Below are 17610 nucleotides of genomic sequence, written 5' to 3'. Positions count from 1 at the left end.
TTTACACAACGTCGATCCACTCCAGCCGGCACTGACAAGTGCACAGGAAGGCGAAGCCTTGCCTGCGTGAAATCAACAAAAACAATAAACAAGAGGTGGAATATGAAACTGAATAGCCGTGCGGTCCTGTGTCTCTCAGCTCAGCGAAAGTGTGCTGCGTGGATCAAGTTCACGAGTGCCATGGCACTGCTCAGCGCCTCTACACTGGCAAGCGCCAATGGCATTGCCCTTAACGAACAAAGTGCCAGCAGTGCGGGAACGGCTTATGCGGGAAGGTCGTCATCCGCGCTGGACGCCAGCACTATCTTTGGAAATCCGGCAGGCTTGACCAAGTTGCAGCGCAGCGAGATTTCCGGCGGGGCCGCGATCATCTCGGGGAGCGACGACATTAGTGATGCGCAGAGCAGTGTCGCAGGAACGAATAAGGGGGACTCGGTACCTTTGGCGGTCGTGCCCTTCGCCTATATGTCGACGCCGCTTGATGATCGTTTTTCGGTGGGGCTGGGCCTCTATGCTCCGAGTGGTCTGATCAATGATTACGAGAGCAGTTTTCAGGGCCGCTACCATGGCTCCTACAGCTCGACCAAGGAGGTAACCCTGCAACCCACCATTGCCTATCGGATCAATGATTACTTGTCCGTTGGTGGCGGACCGACCATCAACCATTTCGATGCAAACCTTCAGAATTACCTGGCCACCGGCGCCCTGAACAACGGCCAGGACACACGGGTCACCATCAAAGGCGATGACACGGCAATTGGCTACAACGTCGGTCTCTTGGTTGACTTGAGTGAGGCAACGAGTTGGGGGATTAACTATCACTCGAAGGTGAACTATCACCTCAAAGGGCATACTGAGGTTTCCGGCTCCCCGAGCGTTATCCCGCTGGATGGAAAATATCCCGCCAAGATAGATCTTACTATGCCCGAATCGGTGGATACGTCCATCACCCATCATTTCAATAGTCGCTGGACGGGATACCTGGGGACCACCTGGAAACGCTGGAGCCGGCTCGAAAAGTTCGAGGCAATCAACAGCGATGTTTCCACCCTTGGCCAGAGTGCGGGTCTGGAGCGTGTGGGCGAACCATTGAACTGGCACGACACGTGGTCCGCCGCAGTTGGCACATCCTATCAATTGACCCCGCAATGGCTGATGCGCGCAGGCTACGCCTATGATCCGTCGCCAATTGGAAATGCCGATCGCAGCGTACGCGTTCCGGTTGGTAACCGCCAAGTCGTGACTTTGGGTGGCGCATATTTGCCGACTCCCGATCTGACGATAGACTTTGCTTATGGTTATCTCTGGGATTCCAAAGTCTCAGTAAAGCAGTCGAACAACTCCGGCCTTCAACCTGAATACAGTGCCAATTACGAAAACAGTGCGAATGTATTTTCAGTGCAGGCAACCTATCGGTACTGATCGACAGGACAGCCCTTTTTAAGAGAGCCCATTTTCGCCTGCCAATCAGCGCCCACTGCCGCGAACATGTTTGCGGCAGTGGGTGGGGTGTCGGCAATTCAAGGTCTTCTCTCGACCCGGGGTTGTGGGCTATTCAGCGGCGCCACGATCCATGAGGCAATTCAACCTGCCGCTGAGCCGCTGCCAAGGCAACCTTCAGCCCCTGTTTATCCAGGGGTATGCAGTAGGCGGGTTTGGCCCGTTCGAATCGCCAGCTTTCATCAAGGCTGCCAGCATCGACAGCGTCGAACCCAATCTCGTCCAGCAACGTGATCACCAAGGCTTTCGCGACCGGATCATCCGCAGCGATCGGGAGTGCGCGTCGGTCGGGCGCAGCTTTCGGGCGCGAGTCCTGCACCAGGTCTTGAGCGAGGATTGCGTTAAAAACCTTGACCACTCTGGAGTGGGGCAGATGCTCGGCGAGCAGGCGGCTGGTGGTGGTTTCGAATCGGTCGAGGACGGGAATGTGGCCGTCTCGTTCCGGGTAATAGTTGTTGGCATCGAGGACGGTTTTGCCCTCCAGCCACTTGGCCGGCACGCTTTGGTAATGTGCCAGGGGAATTGCCACGAGAACCACTTCGCCAAATTGTGCAGCCTCCTCAAGGGTCCCAACCTTACTGCCGGGAATACCACTGAGCACGTTGCTCATGGTCTGTGGGCCACGTGAGTTACTGAGTATCGCCTCGTGCCCCGCAGCTATAACCAATTGCGCCACTGCGCGTCCGATGAACCCTGCGCCAATAATACCTATCCGCATGTCCTTGCTCCGTTGGTTGGTAGGAGAAGCTATGATGATTGGCAACCAATGGGAGATAAATCACCATCGGAGACTTAGTATTGTTACCAGGAGTGTTGAATGATGGATCGCCTGACGAGCATGGGTGCTTTTGTGATGACTGCGGAATCAGGCTCCTATGCCCGCGCCGCAGAGCGCTTGGGTATGTCGCCGCAGATGGTGGCCAAACATGTTGCCGCTCTTGAGCACCGGCTCGGGGCGCGGCTCCTGAACCGAACTACCCGGCGACAGAGCCTGACTGAACTGGGGAGTGCTTACTATGAACGCTGTAAGCACATTGTGAACGAAGCCCAGGCTGCCGACTCCCTTGCGCAGATCATGAACGACACCCCTCGTGGCAAACTGAAAATCAGTGCTCCCGTGACTTTCGGTTCCTATAGCCTCATGCCATTGGTGACAGATTTTTTGCGTCAGCACCCTGAAGTAGAAATCGATCTGCATTTGACGGACCGCTTCGTCGATCTGGTGGAAGAGGGGTATGAAGTGGCTTTCCGGATCGGCCCGCTGGCCAATTCCAGTTTGACCGCCAGACCGTTGGCGCCTTATCGGTTGGTGGCCTGCGCAGCACCGAGCTACCTGATTGAACGCGGAACGCCACAAACACCGGCTGATCTCGAGAACCATGAATGTTTGGGATATGCCTATTGGTCGCGCCCGGCCGACCGCGAATGGCAGTTCTGCAAAGGCTCCACCGTTCATAAGGTACAGGTCACCAGTCGTTTGCAGGTCAACGAGAGCAAAGCACTGTTGTCAGCCGCGCTTGACGGGTTTGGAATTGTCCTTGGCCCCGAAGACTTTCTTCAACCAGCGCTGCGGAGCGGCGAGCTGGTGCAACTGCTGGCTGATTTCGAAGCGCCGAGCCGACACATGCATTTGCTCTACACGGCAAATCGTCAGAGAACAGCCAAACTCCGACGATTTATCGAGGCTGCACTTGTCCGTTTTGGTGCGGTTTGAGCCGGCTTTTGCGTTGTCCAACCCGCATTGACCTGCGATTGGTTCCCGGTCGCAGGTTGCAGCTTCATTGATGGGCTGCTTTTTTCCACTCTGCATAAGCCAACGGCAAACACACCGCGCACGGTCGATAACCCGCATCACAGGCCGTGGTTTCATCGGCGAAAAATACCCGGTGCGCGACATAGCCGCCACGGGCAATGGCACGCAGTGCAGCAGGGCAATCCAGTCGACCGTAAATTCGTGAACGTCGATGACCGCCCATTTGTCCCGGTTCGGCGCTGTCTATCGGTTCGCCCTGAGCGTTGAGTAACACAAAGCGTTTCATCGGTTCGGCACTCGCCACAAATACCAGGCCGCCACGGTTCTATAGGGGCTCCATGCCTGACCGATATCGACCATCTGCTTGCGGCTAGGCTGTTGCTCCAGGCCCTTGAGACGGCGATAGCCGTCGCGCACGCCAAAGTCGTCGGCGGGCAGGATGTCCATGCGTTCGAGGGTGTAGATCAGCAGCATCTCGACAGTCCAGCGACCGACACCGCGTAACCGGGTCAGGCGTTCGTTCAGTGCGTCGTCGCTCATCGACAGCGCCTTTGAACGATCCGGTACCAGACCCTCCAGCGCGCCTTGGGCGATACCTTGGAGCGTGGCGATCTTGCTGCCGGAGAAACCACAGTCGCGCAGCACCTCGAATTCGCAGGTCAGCAATTGTTCGGGCGTCGGGAACGGCGAGTCGGGAAACAGCGCGATCAAACGCCCGAGAATGGCATCGCCGGCCTTGGCGTGGAGTTGCTGATAAGCAATGGCCCGAACCAGCGCTTCATAGGGATCGCGAGCCGGTTTTGGCTGATGCAGGCACGGGCCGATTGCGGCGATGTGCTGCGCCCAGTCCGGGTCGATGGCGGACAGGTACTGGCTGGCGTGGTGATAGGGCATGGATATTCCAGAGAGCAGTTCAGGTACTGCAAGCAGATTAAAGGTCTGCCCTCAGGATCGCACCCGGTCTCTTGCGCTCAAATTTTCGCGCAGGTTGCAGCGCCATTAACGCATTCAGCCATCAAAACTCCAGCTGCCGACAGTGCGGCAGCACGGATGCGCTACCGGGGTTGCATAATCCGCAGTACCGGGTGCCCGTCGATATCCTTGAGCGGAAAATACGAGCGGTGTGTCGCTGCATCCACGGCAACGACGTGCGCATGCGGGCCGACGCGGCCACTGCCGATGTTCGTGACGACGCTGTCCTTGACGTGGAACATCGACACCATGCCGGCCTCTGCAGCCACATAAAGCGTGCCCGGCACGGGGTCAAGCGCAAGCACATCTGGGGTTCCTCCAGTATCGAACGCCTGGATAACCCGCATCGTGCGCATGTCCAGTACCAGGAGTTTGTCGTTACCTTCGCACGCGATAAAGGCCAGCCGGTCACGCGGGTCGATCAACAAGCCATGGTTGCCTCTTGCCCCCGGCAGATCAATGCGCGCGACGATCCGGTCGGTTGCGGGATCAATCTCGATCAGTTGCTGACGTGTCTGGACATTGACGAAAATGTGTCGTGATACAGGGTCATATTGTGTATTGCCGACTTCACCTCCCAGGGGAATCGTTGCAACGCGAGTGTGGGTGCGCACGTCGATTACCGTTTCGGTCCTGCCGTTTTCGTTCGATACGTAAAGCTTGTGAAGGTCGGGCACATAAGCCATACCGTCAGGATAGACACCGCCGGGCATGCGACCGACAACTGCCAGGGTCGCTTCGTCAATCGCAACGATTTCGTTGGTGCCCGTCGCCGACGCGTAGACACGCGACAGCTCAGGAATTACGAGCACACCGTGTACCGACGAAACGTTCGTAATGCGTCCAACGACGCGGGACTCACGCAGGTCAAAGACGATCACTTCGCTGTCACCCAAATGGGCGATGAACAACAGGTTGCGCTCTGGATCGTAGCTTTCGTAGTCAAGCCGAGTGGCGCCGCCGGGCAACGGAATGTCGGCGATATGCTTCAGCGGCAGGTCGTTGGTCAGCGGTTCGTCTGCCGCCTGAACGTCACGAAGGCTCGCGACGTTCATGACGGCTAGCGCCGTCAACAGGACGACGAAGACTGGTAGAGCCAAACGTCGTTTGTGCCGTATGTTCATAAGGCCCTCTTCTGCTCGGGCAGGGCGACGTCAATCGCCCTGCCTTTGTCCCGGTAATGCAGGATTAGAACGTTCAGTGTTTCACTGATCATCAGCCCGGCTCTGGGTCGGGCTTGTGTGTGAACAGGCCTCTTCACATCTGCGGAGGCCAGTTATGCGTCTCGCCTTGACACTCCTTGCACCAGGCGTACAGCGCGTCATACATGATCAAACCGTGCGAAAGCATTTCCTGGTCATCGGCAAAGCGTTGCGACAGTCCCAGCGAAATCGCGTACAACCCAGCCGATTGCGGCGTCAGATCAAGGCGGGAGGTATCAGCCCCGCGCACGATTTTGGCCAAATGCTGCAAGGCAGGATCACTGAGTTGGTACTTCTTCAGGAACGCATCAAAGCTGCACAGTTCACCTACGTGGGAAAGCTCAACGCCCGGAATGTCGTAAGGCGTTGCGTCTTTCTCAGCGGCAAGTCGCAGAACATCTTTGCTGGGGACGTACAAGAACTCGCCTTGTGGATCGATAAAGCGAGTGATCAGCCAAGGACAAGCGATGCGATCAATCTTGGGTCGTTCACGGGTAATCCACCTCATGGAACACCTCCTGCCTGGTTCGACAGGCTGGATGATCCGGCAGGCCCGATGCCTGCCAGGAAACGTTTGATCGCCGCACGCTCTCTAGCGCAGCAGATGCACTGCCAAACCAATGAGCGCACAGGCCATCAGTACTTGAATGACGCCGCGCTTGAAGCGAAACAAGGCAATCGCTGCGGCAATGGCGATCAGCGCAGAGGGCCAATCGAGGGTGCCGCTGAACCCTTTGGGCCACAGCACGTGATAGCCGAAGAACACTGCCAGATTAAGAATCACCCCAACCACAGCGGCGGTAATCCCGGTGAGCGGCGCGGTGAACTTGAGTTCGTTGTGCGTCGCCTCCACCAGCGGGCCGCCGACGAGGATGAACAGGAACGAAGGCAGGAAGGTGAACCAGGTCACCAGCGTCGCCGCGACGGCGCCGGCGAGAAACACCTGGTCGGCGCCGAACACTTGCGAAACATAGGCCCCGACAAAACCAACAAAAGCCACCACCATGATCAGCGGCCCCGGCGTGGTTTCCCCCAACGCCAATCCGTCTATCATTTGTGTCGGGGTCAGCCAGCCATAGTGCCCGACTGCGCCCTGGTAGACATACGGGAGCACCGCGTAGGCGCCGCCAAATGTCAGCAGTGCCGCCTTGGTAAAGAACCAGGCCATCTGGGTCAAGGTACCTTCCCAGCCAAAAAGTGAGGTCAAGATCGCCATTGGCAACGCCCATAACACCGCACCGATGAGTACCAGCAGCGCCAGTTTCAACCAACTGAACCGGGCATGGTCGGGGGAAGGGGTGTCGTCATCGATCAATGCCGGGCCATAGGATTTTTGGGCAGCGCTGTGGCCACCGACCCGGAACTTCTCGGGAGCAAAACGGCCACCCAGGTAGCCGATCAAGGCCGCACTGAGTACGATCAGCGGAAAGGGAACATCAAATGCAAATATCGCCGCGAATGACGCCGCCGCCATGGCCCACAGCCAATTATTCTTCAGCGCTCGCGAACCGATTCGGTGTGCCGCCTGTACGACGATGGCGGTCACGGCGGGTTTGATGCCATAGAAAAGACCGGCGACCATCGGTACGTCGCCGAAGGCGATATACATCCAGGACAAGGCAATCAGGATGAACAGCGAGGGCAGCACAAACAGCCCACCTGCGATGACACCGCCCCAGGTTCGATGCATCAGCCAGCCGATGTAGGTTGCCAGCTGCTGAGCCTCCGGCCCTGGCAGCAACATGCAGTAGTTGAGGGCGTGCAGAAATCGCCGCTCGGAAATCCAGCGCCGTCGTTCGACCAGCTCCTGGTGCATGATCGATATCTGTCCTGCCGGCCCGCCGAAACTGATGAAACCGAGCTTGAGCCAGAACCAGAATGCCTCTCGCAAACTGATCGTCTCAGGTCTTGGCAGTTCCGCTTCAACGAGTGATTCAGATGCCTTACTCATTGGGGTTGTTCCTCTTTCACAATCGCGGCAAGCAGGCCGTCGAAGATGGCGCTCGCAGCAGCCAGCAAGTGGTCGTCATCAGTCATGGTTTCGCGTAGTCCGGCCAGCACCCGTTCGATGCCGGCAGCCTCCACTGGCTGAATGCCCCCGATGTCGAGGTAATGCACGAGGGCCGCGATGCGCTCCAGGCCGGGTTGCTGGATTTCAAAGCTGGCTTGCAGGGTTTCAAAGGTCACACGGTTGCCGACATGACTGAAGGTCGCCTCATCGAAATCAAATCCCAGGGCATCGGCTGGGCAGTCCTGCGGACTGTTCAACCAGAGGATTTGAGCGTGTGGATCGATGAAGCGTCGAATCAGCCAGGCGCAGGCCAGTCGATCAACCCAGGGCCGCTTGCGTGTTGCCCATACGCGACCCTGAAAGTCCGCGAGACTCAGCGGCACGATTGGCTGGTTGCGGCTATGCGGTTCGTCCACCGACAACGCGCGACTGACGGCGGTCTCAAGTTCCTGCAAAACCGCGTCGATCTGCTGCTTCGGCTTGCCAGGAAAATAATCAATGGTGGTCAGCTGTTCGTAGGCTTTGCGCAGCTTGCGAATCTGCTTGGTGGTCGCCAGTGCATTCTCGGTATTGAGCTGTGCACGGCAGGCGTCGATCTCGGCGCCGAGCTTGCTGTACTCATCGCTACGGTCGAACAACGCTACGAAGCGTTCGCCATTTGGGTCGACGACAGGCAGGACATAGGCGGTGCCATTGATGGCCAGAATATCGCGCTCGACCGAGGCCAGAGCTTCATGACAGGCGTCAGTGTCCGGCAGCAGATAGGCGCCGTCGCGTAACACCGCCGCTCCAGAGGCTTTCAGGGCGCGCCAGGCTCGCATGCGCTCGGTGGCATTTGCGGTCGGTAGGCCAAGGATTAATGCGAGCCAGTTTTTCATGTAGAGATACAATCAAAAAAAGTTTGTATCTCTACAATATTCTTCTCCGGGTCGATTGAAAAGCCCTGCGGGCAAAGCATTTTCTCGGCTTGCCTGAACTGGCTTCAATGCTTGTGCCGGTGATGAATGTCCGGGTAGTGCGGGTGGCTATGCCGGATCGCCTGATGTTGGTGAACGTGACTGTGGGGTTCGCTGCCATCCCATTCAAAGTCATGCTCATGCTGATGGTGTTCATCGTGAACATGCCGGTGACCATGGATGAGCGGCTCGTGCTGGTGGTCGTGCGCATGGCTTTCAGTGAGGTGAATCCATACGCCAATGCCCATCAGCAGGGCCGCGATCCAGAACGTCAGTGAAGCCGGTTCGCCGAGGATCAGAATCGCAATCGCCGCACCCAAAAACGGCGCGGTCGAAAAGTACGCGCCGGTACGTGCCGTGCCGAGGCCGCGAAGGGCGAGCACGAACAGTACCAGGCTGATGCCGTAACCGAGAAAGCCGACCAGGAGTATCGGCGCGAGCGTGGCGATGTTCGGCAGTTTGGCTCCTAACGATAGCGCCAGCGTACAGTTGACGGTCCCCGCGACCAGCCCCTTGATACCGGCAATGAACAGGGCATCGGACGCCGATATCTTGCGGGTCAGGTTGTTATCGATGGCCCAGCAGGCACACGCCAATGCGACGGCCAACGGGCCGATCCAGCCTTGCGCCTGCGTCGAGTCTTGCGGCCAGGCAAGGAACACCCCGCCAGCGACGATGGCCAACATCCCAGCAACGATTCGCCGATCAGCGTTCTCCTTGAACACCAGCCAGGCCAGCAGCGCCGTCAGTACCGATTCCAGATTGAGCATCAACGAGGCCGTCGCCCCAGACGTCAGGGTCAAGCCGAACATCAATGCCACCGGCCCAAGCACACCGCCGAAGGCGATGGCACCGATCAGCCACGGCCACTCGCCGGCGGTCAGGCCGGTTGCCTGCCAGCCGCGGTCGCGGATAAACCTGACCAGGGTCAAGCCGATGCCACTGCCCAGGTACAGCAGCCCCGCCAGTAAAATCGGTGAGACCTCCACACCCAGCAGTTTGGCCAGCGGGGTGCTGGCGCCAAACAATGCGGCCGCGCTCAAGGCGTAGATAATGCTCAGGTTCATGGGGGGCAGTGCCTTAACGTTCAAAGAGATTCAGGCCTTGTGGGCCATCAGAAATACCAACGCTGCCAATGATATCGCGCTACTCGAGCATGATGCCCGGTTGGCGTTCATTTCAGGCACAAAAACCACGACCCGGCGCCGAAAACTGCGGCGTCCTGGCCAATGAATGTCCGCTATTCGATGTGGATTCAACCGGTCGATTGTCGCGGCAGCAAGCATTGGGCATTATCCTTTGCCTGATATGAAGGAACGTATCCCATGACTACTGCACCTACGTTGCATTTGATGTGCGGCAAGATCGCGAGTGGTAAATCGACGTTGGCAAAGGTACTTGCCGACAACCACGCGGCCATTCTATTTAGCGAAGACCAGTGGCTTTCGACGCTTTACCCCGGAGAGATCCGTTCGGTGAGCGATTATGTGCGGTGTGCACATCGCATTCGTGGGGTGTTGGGGCCGTTGGTTACCAACATGCTTGCGGCAGGTGTTTGCGTGGTACTGGATTTTCCTGCCAACACCGTCTCTGATCGCGAGTGGTTGCGCACCTTGGCAGATCATGCGAGCGCGCAGCATTGCCTGCATTATCTGGATGTTGACGAAGAGACTTGCCGCGCCAGATTGCACGCACGCAATGCCGAGGGCGCACATGATTTCGCAGCAACAGACGCCGAGTTTGATCTGATCACACGCTACTTCAGCATTCCGGGAGAGGAGGAGGGGCTGGTTGTCGTGGTGCATTCGAAGCAGTCAACGGAATAAATGCCATGGCCGTGCTGGCCGAGCGCGAACGGATGACCCGGTTCTTGATCGGCTCGACGCTCCGGGAAATCCTGGCAGGCTTGCTGGCACTGTCGAGCCTCACGCCCGCGAGGGCTGATGATCAGAACAGCCTGCCCAGGGAAATCGTCTGGCGCCGGCGAATCCATGCGGCCACGTGGTAGCCGCCCCCTGCGGTGAATACGATTGCGAGCAGGCCCGCCAGCAGGCTCGCGCCCCATAGCGCGCCATGGTCTTCGATGATCGCGGTGCTGGAGGGTGCATCGGCGCGGTAGAGCACCGTCACTGAGTCGCCCACCGCGTAGCCGAATATAAACCCGCTCTCGGGGTAGCTGAACGCCTTGCCCGTGGCGTCGGTGAAGTCAATTTGTGGGTGGCTGCCGCCCGCGTTCAGGGCGCTGACATGCCCTTCGGCGCGTTGCGCCAGGGCCAGAAAGCCCAGCCGGTCTTCGACCAGCCATAGGGTGAGGTAGAGCAGACACAGGCCCAGCGGGATGAAAATCAGCGCGCGGGGCAGATCGCCCCGGTCAGAAGATGGCGTCTTGGTCATGGCAGGTCCCTTGCATCGTCCGTAAACGCCGGCAATTACAATGAACCGACGGGAATCTGTCAATCGGATGGGGAAGAGCTGCGCCTGGCGCTGTCCAGCGTTCATATCGGTGCCATTGCGTTTACTGACTTCGGCATGATCCAGGGCTGTCTACTGCGATTTTGGCTTTCGCAGCGCTGTATTTCTTTCTCTTGAATCTCGTGTGTATCGCCGCACCAACCCGGCTGTACGCGCATTTCTGGACGTGTTGATCATGTTGCGTTGAAAGAGATATTCGTCGTTTCCAATAGGCGATTCCAATGGGCCGCTTCTGGCTGTGGATTCAACCAGTCAGCGGAATTGAGATTGCCCATCGTTAGGGTTGCCTGCCGCCACAAGAAACTCCTGTCTAGCCAACGCCATGATGCTGACCGAGAGCAGATTATTCGGGCCGGGGCCATGTTCAGGGCGAAACAGGCGGGAAGAAACAACTTAAGCGTGGCGAGATCCATGGCAGCCTCCAAAAGCAGGACCGGTATTTTTATCACGGGTGTCGGGCGGTTTAACGGATTTTGTGGCTGATACCATTTTGATATCACATCCGTTAAAGTGTGCGCCGCTCGAGAGATGGATCCCGGGCTTTTCTCATGGAGTTATTCAGTGAAGCACCTCAGCAAAGTTGTTGCCGTTGTACTGTTCGGCCTGGTTCTGGCGGGTTGCACCGGCACCTCGATGAAGACCCAGCACTATGACAGCACCCAATACACCGTTTTGGGTCACAGTGAAGCGAGCGCCACAGGCCTCCTGCTGTTTGGCTGCATCCCGATTCAGCAGAACAGCCGTTTTGTTCGTGCTCAGGACGCGGCGATCAAGGCCAAGGGCGGCGATGCAATGATCAACACCCAGGTGCAGGAAAACTGGTTCTGGGCTTGGGTCCTGACCGGTTACACCACCAAGATTTCCGGCGATGTGATCAAGCTGAAAAACGTTCAGTAAGCGCGGTACCGAGCCTGCGGGCAAGTATGCTCTGACATGAAAAAGCCCGGTTTAGCCGGGCTTTTTCGTCTGTGCTCGTTCAGTGCGGCGTCACCTCATTCAGATAGACGCCCGCCGACAGTTCGGCCTTTACCTGCCGTGTGAACTCGTCGGTGGACACTTCCTCTGCACCAGCCTCGATCGCGTCGTACGCTTGGCGTACGACGTCGGCTGGCGTCGCCTTTGGCACTTCCAGCCCGCGCGTCAGATCCGTATCGATAAAGCCGGCATGCAGCCCGACGACCTGCGTGTGCTGGTCGCGCAGCGAATGGCGCAGACCGTTGGTCAGCGCCCACGCGGCCGACTTCGACACACCGTAGCTCGACAGGATCGGCCGGTTCACCCAACTCGCGACGGACAGTACGTTCAGGATCGCGCCGCCGCCGTTGCCGGCGAGGATCGCCGCAAACGCCCGCGACATCGCCAGCATCCCGAGCACGTTGGTTTCCAAGTGATCGCGCAAGGTGTCGAGTGCGCCGTCGTCCATCAGGCTGCCGAGCCGCGCGATGCCCGCGTTGTTGATCAGCAGCGTGACGTCACGCGCCGCGTCGGCTGCCGCAGCCACCGCCGCCGGATCGGTCACGTCCAGCTTCACGGGCACGACGCCCGGCAGCGTCACGCTGGCCGGGTCGCGCGCGCCCGCATAAACCTTCCGCGCTCCTCTTTCGAGCGCCTGTTTTGCGAACTCAAGGCCAAGCCCACGGTTCGCGCCCGTCACGAAAACAACAGCACCTTCGATGTTCATAACCGTTCCTTTCGAATGATGAATCGCATGCGCGCTGGTTCGCCGCGCGCGTAAGATCCGGTGGAAACAAGGCTGCAATCGCGTAAAACGCTCATTAGCCGTTTTGGACTGACTTGATAAGATTGTTCCGTAGCGCCACGATCGATTTTTGCACTTTAGCGAACTCGTCTGGCGCGAGGCCAGTCGCCTCAGTGAGACTCATGGTCAGGGCTTTTTCGCGCAGTTGCCGACCGTTTTTCGTGAGACTGACCCGCACCTGACGCTCGTCTTCGGGATCGCGCTGCCTCTTCAGATAACCCATCACCTCAAGCTTCTTCAGCATCGGCGTGAGTGTGTTGGATTCGAGAAACAGCTTCTCGCCCAGACCGCTGATGGTCTGGTTGTCTTCCTCCCAAAGCGCAACGATCGTGATGTATTGCGTGTAAGTGAGCCCAAGCTCCTCGAGCATCGGCTTGTATGCCTTGCCGAACGCCAGGTTCGCGGAGTAGATCGCAAAGCACAGATAGTCTGACAGCGGCACGGCCGCAGCAGGCGCTTGGTTCGTGGTTTTCATCTGTATCTGTATCCTCTTTAGGTAGAGCCTGATGTTTCACAAGACATGCAAAGCATGATATGTCGCATGCGATTGTATCGCAATATAACGAACATCGGACCGCTACCGCATTAGAGTACAACCGGCTGTCAGTTTCACCGGGCCCAGCTATTTCAAATCGAAGAAGCGCTTTGCTTGTTCCAGGTCGTTAGTGCCGACCGCTATGTGACTGAACATTGCTTTCATCCTCCTGAGTAAATAAACCACGCCCCATCCGATGCTGTGGCCGACGCGCATGAAAATCGACGATGCGGGACGGCCCAGCGACGGATGGATGCACGGTCTAGTGGCGTGCCAAGAGCCTATCGTGCGGCGTCACGGCGACAGGCTCCCCGTTTGGGACAGTTCATACTGTGATGATGTTCGTGCCGACCTCGATGTTGCCGCGCACAGACTTCGAGTACGGGCAGATCGTATGGGTCAGGTGCGCGATTTCCTCAATGACTTCCTTTGCCAGACCCGGCACGCGGATGGTGAACTCGGCGCCGAGGAACCACGCAGTGCCGGTTTGCCCAACGTTTACCTGAATGTCCACGGAGTAGTCGGACGGCAGCTTGACCTTCTTCAGCGAGGCCGCGATCCCGAACACAGTGGTGTAACAGGCCGACCACGCGCCCGCAAACAACTGCTCGGCTGTCGGGTGGGGCTCGGTAGCGATGAGCTCGAGGCTTTCCACGCCGGGCGCCGACAGCTTGAGGTCGAAGACACCAAACTGGCCGCGCTGGAGATTGGGGTCGCGATTTACCGTGGCATGGGAGTTGCCCGAGGCGAGTACTTTTTCGATTTTTTCCATGATGGATTCCTTCGTGAATAAGGGTATTAAGTTCATTTGTAATGCATACGATAGAATCGCATGCGATGTAATATGGGCAAAAATGCCCGCTGTGTAAGCGGATAAGCGTTAATTCCATGCGAGATTAAATTGGCGTGGGTGACTCTCTCGCGTTGACCAAACTCCTCAAAAGAAACTCAGTGAGACCCACATGCCTCGTCCGATCACACCGTGACGACGCTCAGCCCAACCTCGATGTTGCCGTGCACGGCCTTCGAGTACGGGCAGAGCTGATGGGCCTGGTGCGCGAGCGCCTCGACGACGTCCTTTGCCAGGCCCGGCACGCGGATGGTGAACTGGGCGCCGAGGCAATGCCCGGTACCGACCGACCCGATGCTTACCTGGATGTCCACGGAGTAGTCGGACGGTAGTCTGACCTTCTTCAGCGAGGCCGCAATCTGGAACGCACTGATGTAACAGGCCGACCACGCGCCCGAGAACAACTGCTCGGCTCTAGGGTGCAACTCGGTGGCGATGAACTCGTGGCTTTCACCGTCGTGCGCTGACAGCTTGAGGTCGAGGACGCCGAGCTCACCACGCTGGACATTGGGGTCGCGATTGATCGTGGCGTAGCTGTTGCCTGAATGGAGGACTTGCTCGATCTTGGTCATGATGGATTCCTTGGTGAGTAAGGGGGTAAATGGTGTTGTCTCGTATGCGATGTAATCGCATAAGCTGAATGATGGGCGGGGAGCGGGTGAATGTCAATCGCAAATGAATTAATCGTATGCGTGCTTTCGATAGAGAGAACGAAGATGCAACCAAGCGCTGAGGCCTAACGCGACCATAGATCCGGTGACTCGCTTCACACGGGAAGCTCAGCTTCTAGCTCAGCGACTTCAGCTGTGAGGATGAGAGGTTGTCACCAACTCATCAGGCTATCGGCGCATAGGCCTTGTCGTTCCGACAGCGACACTACCGATTGGCTGCGCAAAGTTGCGAGCAGCACCATCCCGGCCTATGGTCCAAGCGAGATATTTTCTGCGACGGGCGCACGTTGACTCACCGCCGGTTGCAGTCCATCCAATGTGAAAGTTCGCAAGGAGGTGAAAACATGCCGAACAACTCTCGCCCGGCCGTGCTCGGGCTGATCGGCAATACGCCGCTGGTGCGCGTCAGCCGCTTCGATACCGGCCCGTGCACGTTGTTCCTCAAGCTTGAATCGCAGAACCCCGGCGGGTCGATCAAGGACCGCATCGGCCTGGCGATGATTGACGCCGCCGAGCGCGATGGCCGCCTGCAACCTGGCGGCACCATCGTCGAGGCCACCGCCGGCAACACCGGCCTCGGCCTGGCGCTGGTCGGTCGCGCCAAGGGATACCGGGTGGTGCTGGTGGTGCCGGACAAGATGTCCACGGAGAAGGTCTTGCACCTCAAGGCGATGGGCGCCGAGGTACACATCACCCGCTCCGACGTCGGCAAAGGCCATCCCGAGTATTACCAGGATGTTGCCGCGCGGCTGGCACAGGATATTCCCAACGCCTTCTTCGCCGATCAGTTCAACAACCCGGCCAACCCGCTGGCCCACGAGTGCAGCACCGCCCCGGAGATCTGGGCGCAGACCGAGCATGATCTGGATGCCATTGTCGTCGGCGTCGGTTCGGCCGGCACGCTGACCGGGCTGACCCGTTTCTTTCGCCGTGTGCAGCCTGACCTGGAAATGGTGCTGGCCGACCCGGTCGGCTCGGTGATGGCCGAATACAGCCGCAGCGGCACCCTCGGCACACCCGGTTCGTGGGCGGTGGAAGGCATCGGCGAAGACTTCATTCCGTCGATTGCCGACCTGTCCAGCGTGCGCCAGGCCTACTCGATCAGCGACGAGGAAAGTTTCGATCATGCCCGCCAATTGCTGCGCGCCGAAGGCATTCTTGGCGGTTCTTCGACCGGTACATTACTGGCGGCCGCATTGCGCTACTGCCGCGAGCAAACCGAGCCGAAGCGGGTGGTCAGCTTCGTCTGCGACACCGGCACCCGTTATCTGTCGAAGATCTACAACGACCAGTGGATGACCGATCAGGGCCTGCTTGCGCGCAAGCGCTACGGCGACCTGCGCGACCTGATTGCGCGGCGCTTCGAGGATGGCCGGGTGATCAGCGTCGGTCCGGACGACACATTGCTGACTGCCTTCCAGCGCATGCGCCTGGCGGATGTGTCGCAACTGCCGGTGCTGGTGGGCGGAAAGCGGCTGGTCGGGGTGATCGACGAGTCGGATATTCTGCTGGGCGTGCACAAAGACGCTTCGCACTTTCGTATGACCGTGGCCAGCGCGATGACCGACAAAGTCGAAACCCTGCCTCCCGGCGCCAGCCTGGCTGAACTGCAGGCGGAACTCGACCGTGGGCTGGTGGCGATCATCGCCGACGCTTCGGGCTTCCACGGCTTGATTACTCGAGTCGACATGCTCAATCACTTGCGGAGATCCCTTACATGAGTCAGCACGATGAAAACGCCACGCCACGGGCCTTCGCCACCCGTGTGATCCATGCCGGCCAGACGCCGGACCCGACCACCGGGGCGTTGATGCCGCCGATTTACGCGAACTCCACCTACTTGCAGCAGAGCCCCGGCGTACACAAGGGTTTCGACTATGGGCGCTCGCACAATCCGACGCGCTTTGCGCTGGAGCGTTGTGTGGCAGACCTCGAGGGCGGCACCCAGGCATTTGCCTTCGCCTCCGGGCTGGCGGCGATCTCCACCGTGCTCGAACTGCTCGACACGGGCGCGCATATCGTCTCCGGCAACGACCTGTATGGCGGCACTTTCCGGCTGTTCGACAAGGTGCGTCGGCGCAGCGCCGGGCATCGCTTCAGCTTTGTCGATCTGACCGACCTGACGGCCTTCGAAGCGGCGCTGCAGGCTGACACGCGGATGGTCTGGGTCGAGACGCCGAGCAATCCCTTGCTGCGCCTCACCGACCTTGCCGCGGTCGCGCGCATCTGCCGCGAGCGGGGCATCATCTGTGTGGCCGACAACACCTTCGCCAGTCCACGGATACAGCGGCCACTGGAGCTGGGCTTCGATATCGTGCTGCACTCGACGACCAAGTACCTGAACGGCCACTCCGACGTGATCGGTGGCATCGCGGTGGTCGGGCAGAATGCTGAACTGCGTGAGCGCCTGGGCTTTTTGCAGAATGCGGTGGGGGCTATCGCCGGGCCGTTTGACGCTTTTCTCACCCTGCGCGGGGTGAAGACCCTGGCGCTGCGCATGGAACGCCACTGCAGCAACGCGCTGGAACTGGCACGCTGGCTTTCGCATCAGCCGCAGGTGGCGCGTGTCTATTATCCGGGCCTGCCGTCGCACCCGCAGCACGAACTCGCGCAACGGCAGATGCACGGTTTCGGCGGGATGATTTCCCTCGACCTGGACAGCGACCTAGCGGGTGCCAAGCGTTTCCTCGAGAGTGTGCAGATCTTCGCCCTAGCCGAGAGTTTGGGCGGGGTCGAAAGCCTTATCGAGCACCCGGCGATCATGACGCACGCCAGCATCCCCGCCGAAACCCGCGCACAGCTTGGCATCGGCGATGCGCTGATACGTTTGTCCGTGGGGATCGAAGATGTCGAAGACCTGCGCGCCGACCTGGCCCAGGCGCTGGCGCAGATCTGAGCAATGGGTCGTTAGCTGCCTGTGACGAAGGGG

The 17610-nt window shown here is 58.9% G+C and carries 19 protein-coding genes and 1 pseudogene; 6 read left to right on the top strand and 14 right to left on the bottom strand.

What is annotated here, in order from left to right; translation table 11 throughout:
- Positions 1-102: 102 nt before the first annotated feature.
- Positions 103-1422, top strand: coding sequence for an outer membrane protein transport protein (locus tag BK658_RS01575; protein ID WP_123580547.1), 1320 nt, complete (start codon positions 103-105; stop codon positions 1420-1422).
- Between the two features lie 133 nt (positions 1423-1555).
- Here the strand turns inward: BK658_RS01575 and BK658_RS01570 are convergent, their stop codons facing one another.
- Entirely contained in the window at positions 1556-2218 is a 663-nt protein-coding gene (locus BK658_RS01570; protein ID WP_123580545.1) for an NADPH-dependent F420 reductase, read from the bottom strand.
- 99 nt (positions 2219-2317) lie between these two features.
- Between BK658_RS01570 and BK658_RS01565 the strand changes: the two genes are divergently transcribed.
- Positions 2318-3214: a LysR family transcriptional regulator gene (locus tag BK658_RS01565; protein WP_185019764.1), complete on the top strand. Its 897-nt coding sequence runs from the start codon at positions 2318-2320 to the stop codon at positions 3212-3214.
- Positions 3215-3278: 64 nt separating this feature from the next.
- On the opposite strand, the gene BK658_RS01560 is transcribed toward BK658_RS01565, so the two are convergent.
- From BK658_RS01560 to BK658_RS01530, 7 genes are all read right to left on the bottom strand, one after another.
- A complete protein-coding gene (locus BK658_RS01560; protein ID WP_123580783.1) occupies positions 3279-3539 on the bottom strand; it encodes an Ada metal-binding domain-containing protein in 261 nt (86 codons plus the stop codon).
- Entirely contained in the window at positions 3536-4147 is a 612-nt protein-coding gene (locus BK658_RS01555; protein WP_123580543.1) for a DNA-3-methyladenine glycosylase family protein, read from the bottom strand. Before BK658_RS01555 ends, BK658_RS01560 begins: the two co-directional genes overlap by 4 nt.
- Before the next feature lie 161 nt (positions 4148-4308).
- Positions 4309-5349 (bottom strand): YncE family protein, encoded by a 1041-nt coding sequence (locus BK658_RS01550; protein WP_123580541.1) that lies wholly within the window; start codon positions 5347-5349, stop codon positions 4309-4311.
- A gap of 133 nt (positions 5350-5482) precedes the next feature.
- Complete coding sequence (locus BK658_RS01545; protein ID WP_123580539.1) at positions 5483-5935, bottom strand: chromate resistance protein ChrB domain-containing protein; 453 nt, start codon at positions 5933-5935, stop codon at positions 5483-5485.
- Positions 5936-6019: 84 nt separating this feature from the next.
- Positions 6020-7378, bottom strand: coding sequence for a chromate efflux transporter (gene chrA / locus BK658_RS01540; RefSeq protein WP_123580537.1), 1359 nt, complete (start codon positions 7376-7378; stop codon positions 6020-6022).
- Positions 7375-8316, bottom strand: a complete 942-nt coding sequence (locus BK658_RS01535; protein ID WP_123580535.1) for a chromate resistance protein ChrB domain-containing protein — start codon at positions 8314-8316, stop codon at positions 7375-7377. Before BK658_RS01535 ends, chrA begins: the two co-directional genes overlap by 4 nt.
- A gap of 104 nt (positions 8317-8420) precedes the next feature.
- Positions 8421-9461 (bottom strand): DMT family transporter, encoded by a 1041-nt coding sequence (locus BK658_RS01530; protein WP_123580533.1) that lies wholly within the window; start codon positions 9459-9461, stop codon positions 8421-8423.
- 258 nt (positions 9462-9719) lie between these two features.
- On the opposite strand from BK658_RS01530, the gene BK658_RS01520 reads away from it, so the two are divergent.
- Positions 9720-10220 (top strand): P-loop nucleotide/nucleoside kinase family protein, encoded by a 501-nt coding sequence (locus tag BK658_RS01520; RefSeq protein ID WP_123580530.1) that lies wholly within the window; start codon positions 9720-9722, stop codon positions 10218-10220.
- Between the two features lie 121 nt (positions 10221-10341).
- Here the strand turns inward: BK658_RS01520 and BK658_RS01515 are convergent, their stop codons facing one another.
- Both BK658_RS01515 and BK658_RS01510 read right to left on the bottom strand, forming a co-directional pair.
- A complete protein-coding gene (locus BK658_RS01515; protein ID WP_123580528.1) occupies positions 10342-10788 on the bottom strand; it encodes a DUF3592 domain-containing protein in 447 nt (148 codons plus the stop codon).
- Between the two features lie 405 nt (positions 10789-11193).
- Positions 11194-11279: pseudogene (locus tag BK658_RS01510) on the bottom strand (LysE family translocator); the annotation flags it as partial.
- Positions 11280-11427: 148 nt separating this feature from the next.
- On the opposite strand from BK658_RS01510, the gene BK658_RS01505 reads away from it, so the two are divergent.
- Complete coding sequence (locus BK658_RS01505) at positions 11428-11763, top strand: hypothetical protein (protein ID WP_071550425.1); 336 nt, start codon at positions 11428-11430, stop codon at positions 11761-11763.
- Positions 11764-11842: 79 nt separating this feature from the next.
- Here the strand turns inward: BK658_RS01505 and BK658_RS01500 are convergent, their stop codons facing one another.
- The 4 genes from BK658_RS01500 to BK658_RS01485 form a co-directional block, all read right to left on the bottom strand.
- Positions 11843-12547: an SDR family oxidoreductase gene (locus tag BK658_RS01500; RefSeq protein ID WP_123580526.1), complete on the bottom strand. Its 705-nt coding sequence runs from the start codon at positions 12545-12547 to the stop codon at positions 11843-11845.
- A 94-nt stretch (positions 12548-12641) separates the two neighbouring features.
- Positions 12642-13100, bottom strand: a complete 459-nt coding sequence (locus BK658_RS01495; RefSeq protein WP_123580524.1) for a MarR family winged helix-turn-helix transcriptional regulator — start codon at positions 13098-13100, stop codon at positions 12642-12644.
- A 385-nt stretch (positions 13101-13485) separates the two neighbouring features.
- Entirely contained in the window at positions 13486-13932 is a 447-nt protein-coding gene (locus BK658_RS01490) for an OsmC family protein (RefSeq protein ID WP_123580522.1), read from the bottom strand.
- Between the two features lie 203 nt (positions 13933-14135).
- A complete protein-coding gene (locus tag BK658_RS01485; RefSeq protein WP_123580520.1) occupies positions 14136-14582 on the bottom strand; it encodes an Ohr family peroxiredoxin in 447 nt (148 codons plus the stop codon).
- Positions 14583-15025: 443 nt separating this feature from the next.
- On the opposite strand from BK658_RS01485, the gene BK658_RS01480 reads away from it, so the two are divergent.
- The gene (locus BK658_RS01480; RefSeq protein ID WP_123580518.1) at positions 15026-16402 is read left to right on the top strand and encodes a pyridoxal-phosphate dependent enzyme; all 1377 of its coding nucleotides are present in this window, start codon (positions 15026-15028) and stop codon (positions 16400-16402) included.
- On the top strand, positions 16399-17577 hold the full coding sequence (locus BK658_RS01475; protein ID WP_123580517.1) for a cystathionine gamma-synthase: 1179 nt from the start codon (positions 16399-16401) through the stop codon (positions 17575-17577). The genes BK658_RS01480 and BK658_RS01475 overlap by 4 nt, the downstream gene beginning before the upstream one ends.
- Positions 17578-17610: the final 33 nt, after the last annotated feature.

It is taken from the genome of Pseudomonas brassicacearum (assembly GCF_003732175.1).
Classification (GTDB): domain Bacteria; phylum Pseudomonadota; class Gammaproteobacteria; order Pseudomonadales; family Pseudomonadaceae; genus Aquipseudomonas; species Aquipseudomonas brassicacearum_G.
The sequence above is the reverse complement of the archived record's forward strand: the minus strand, read 5'-3'. Positions and strand labels throughout refer to the sequence as shown.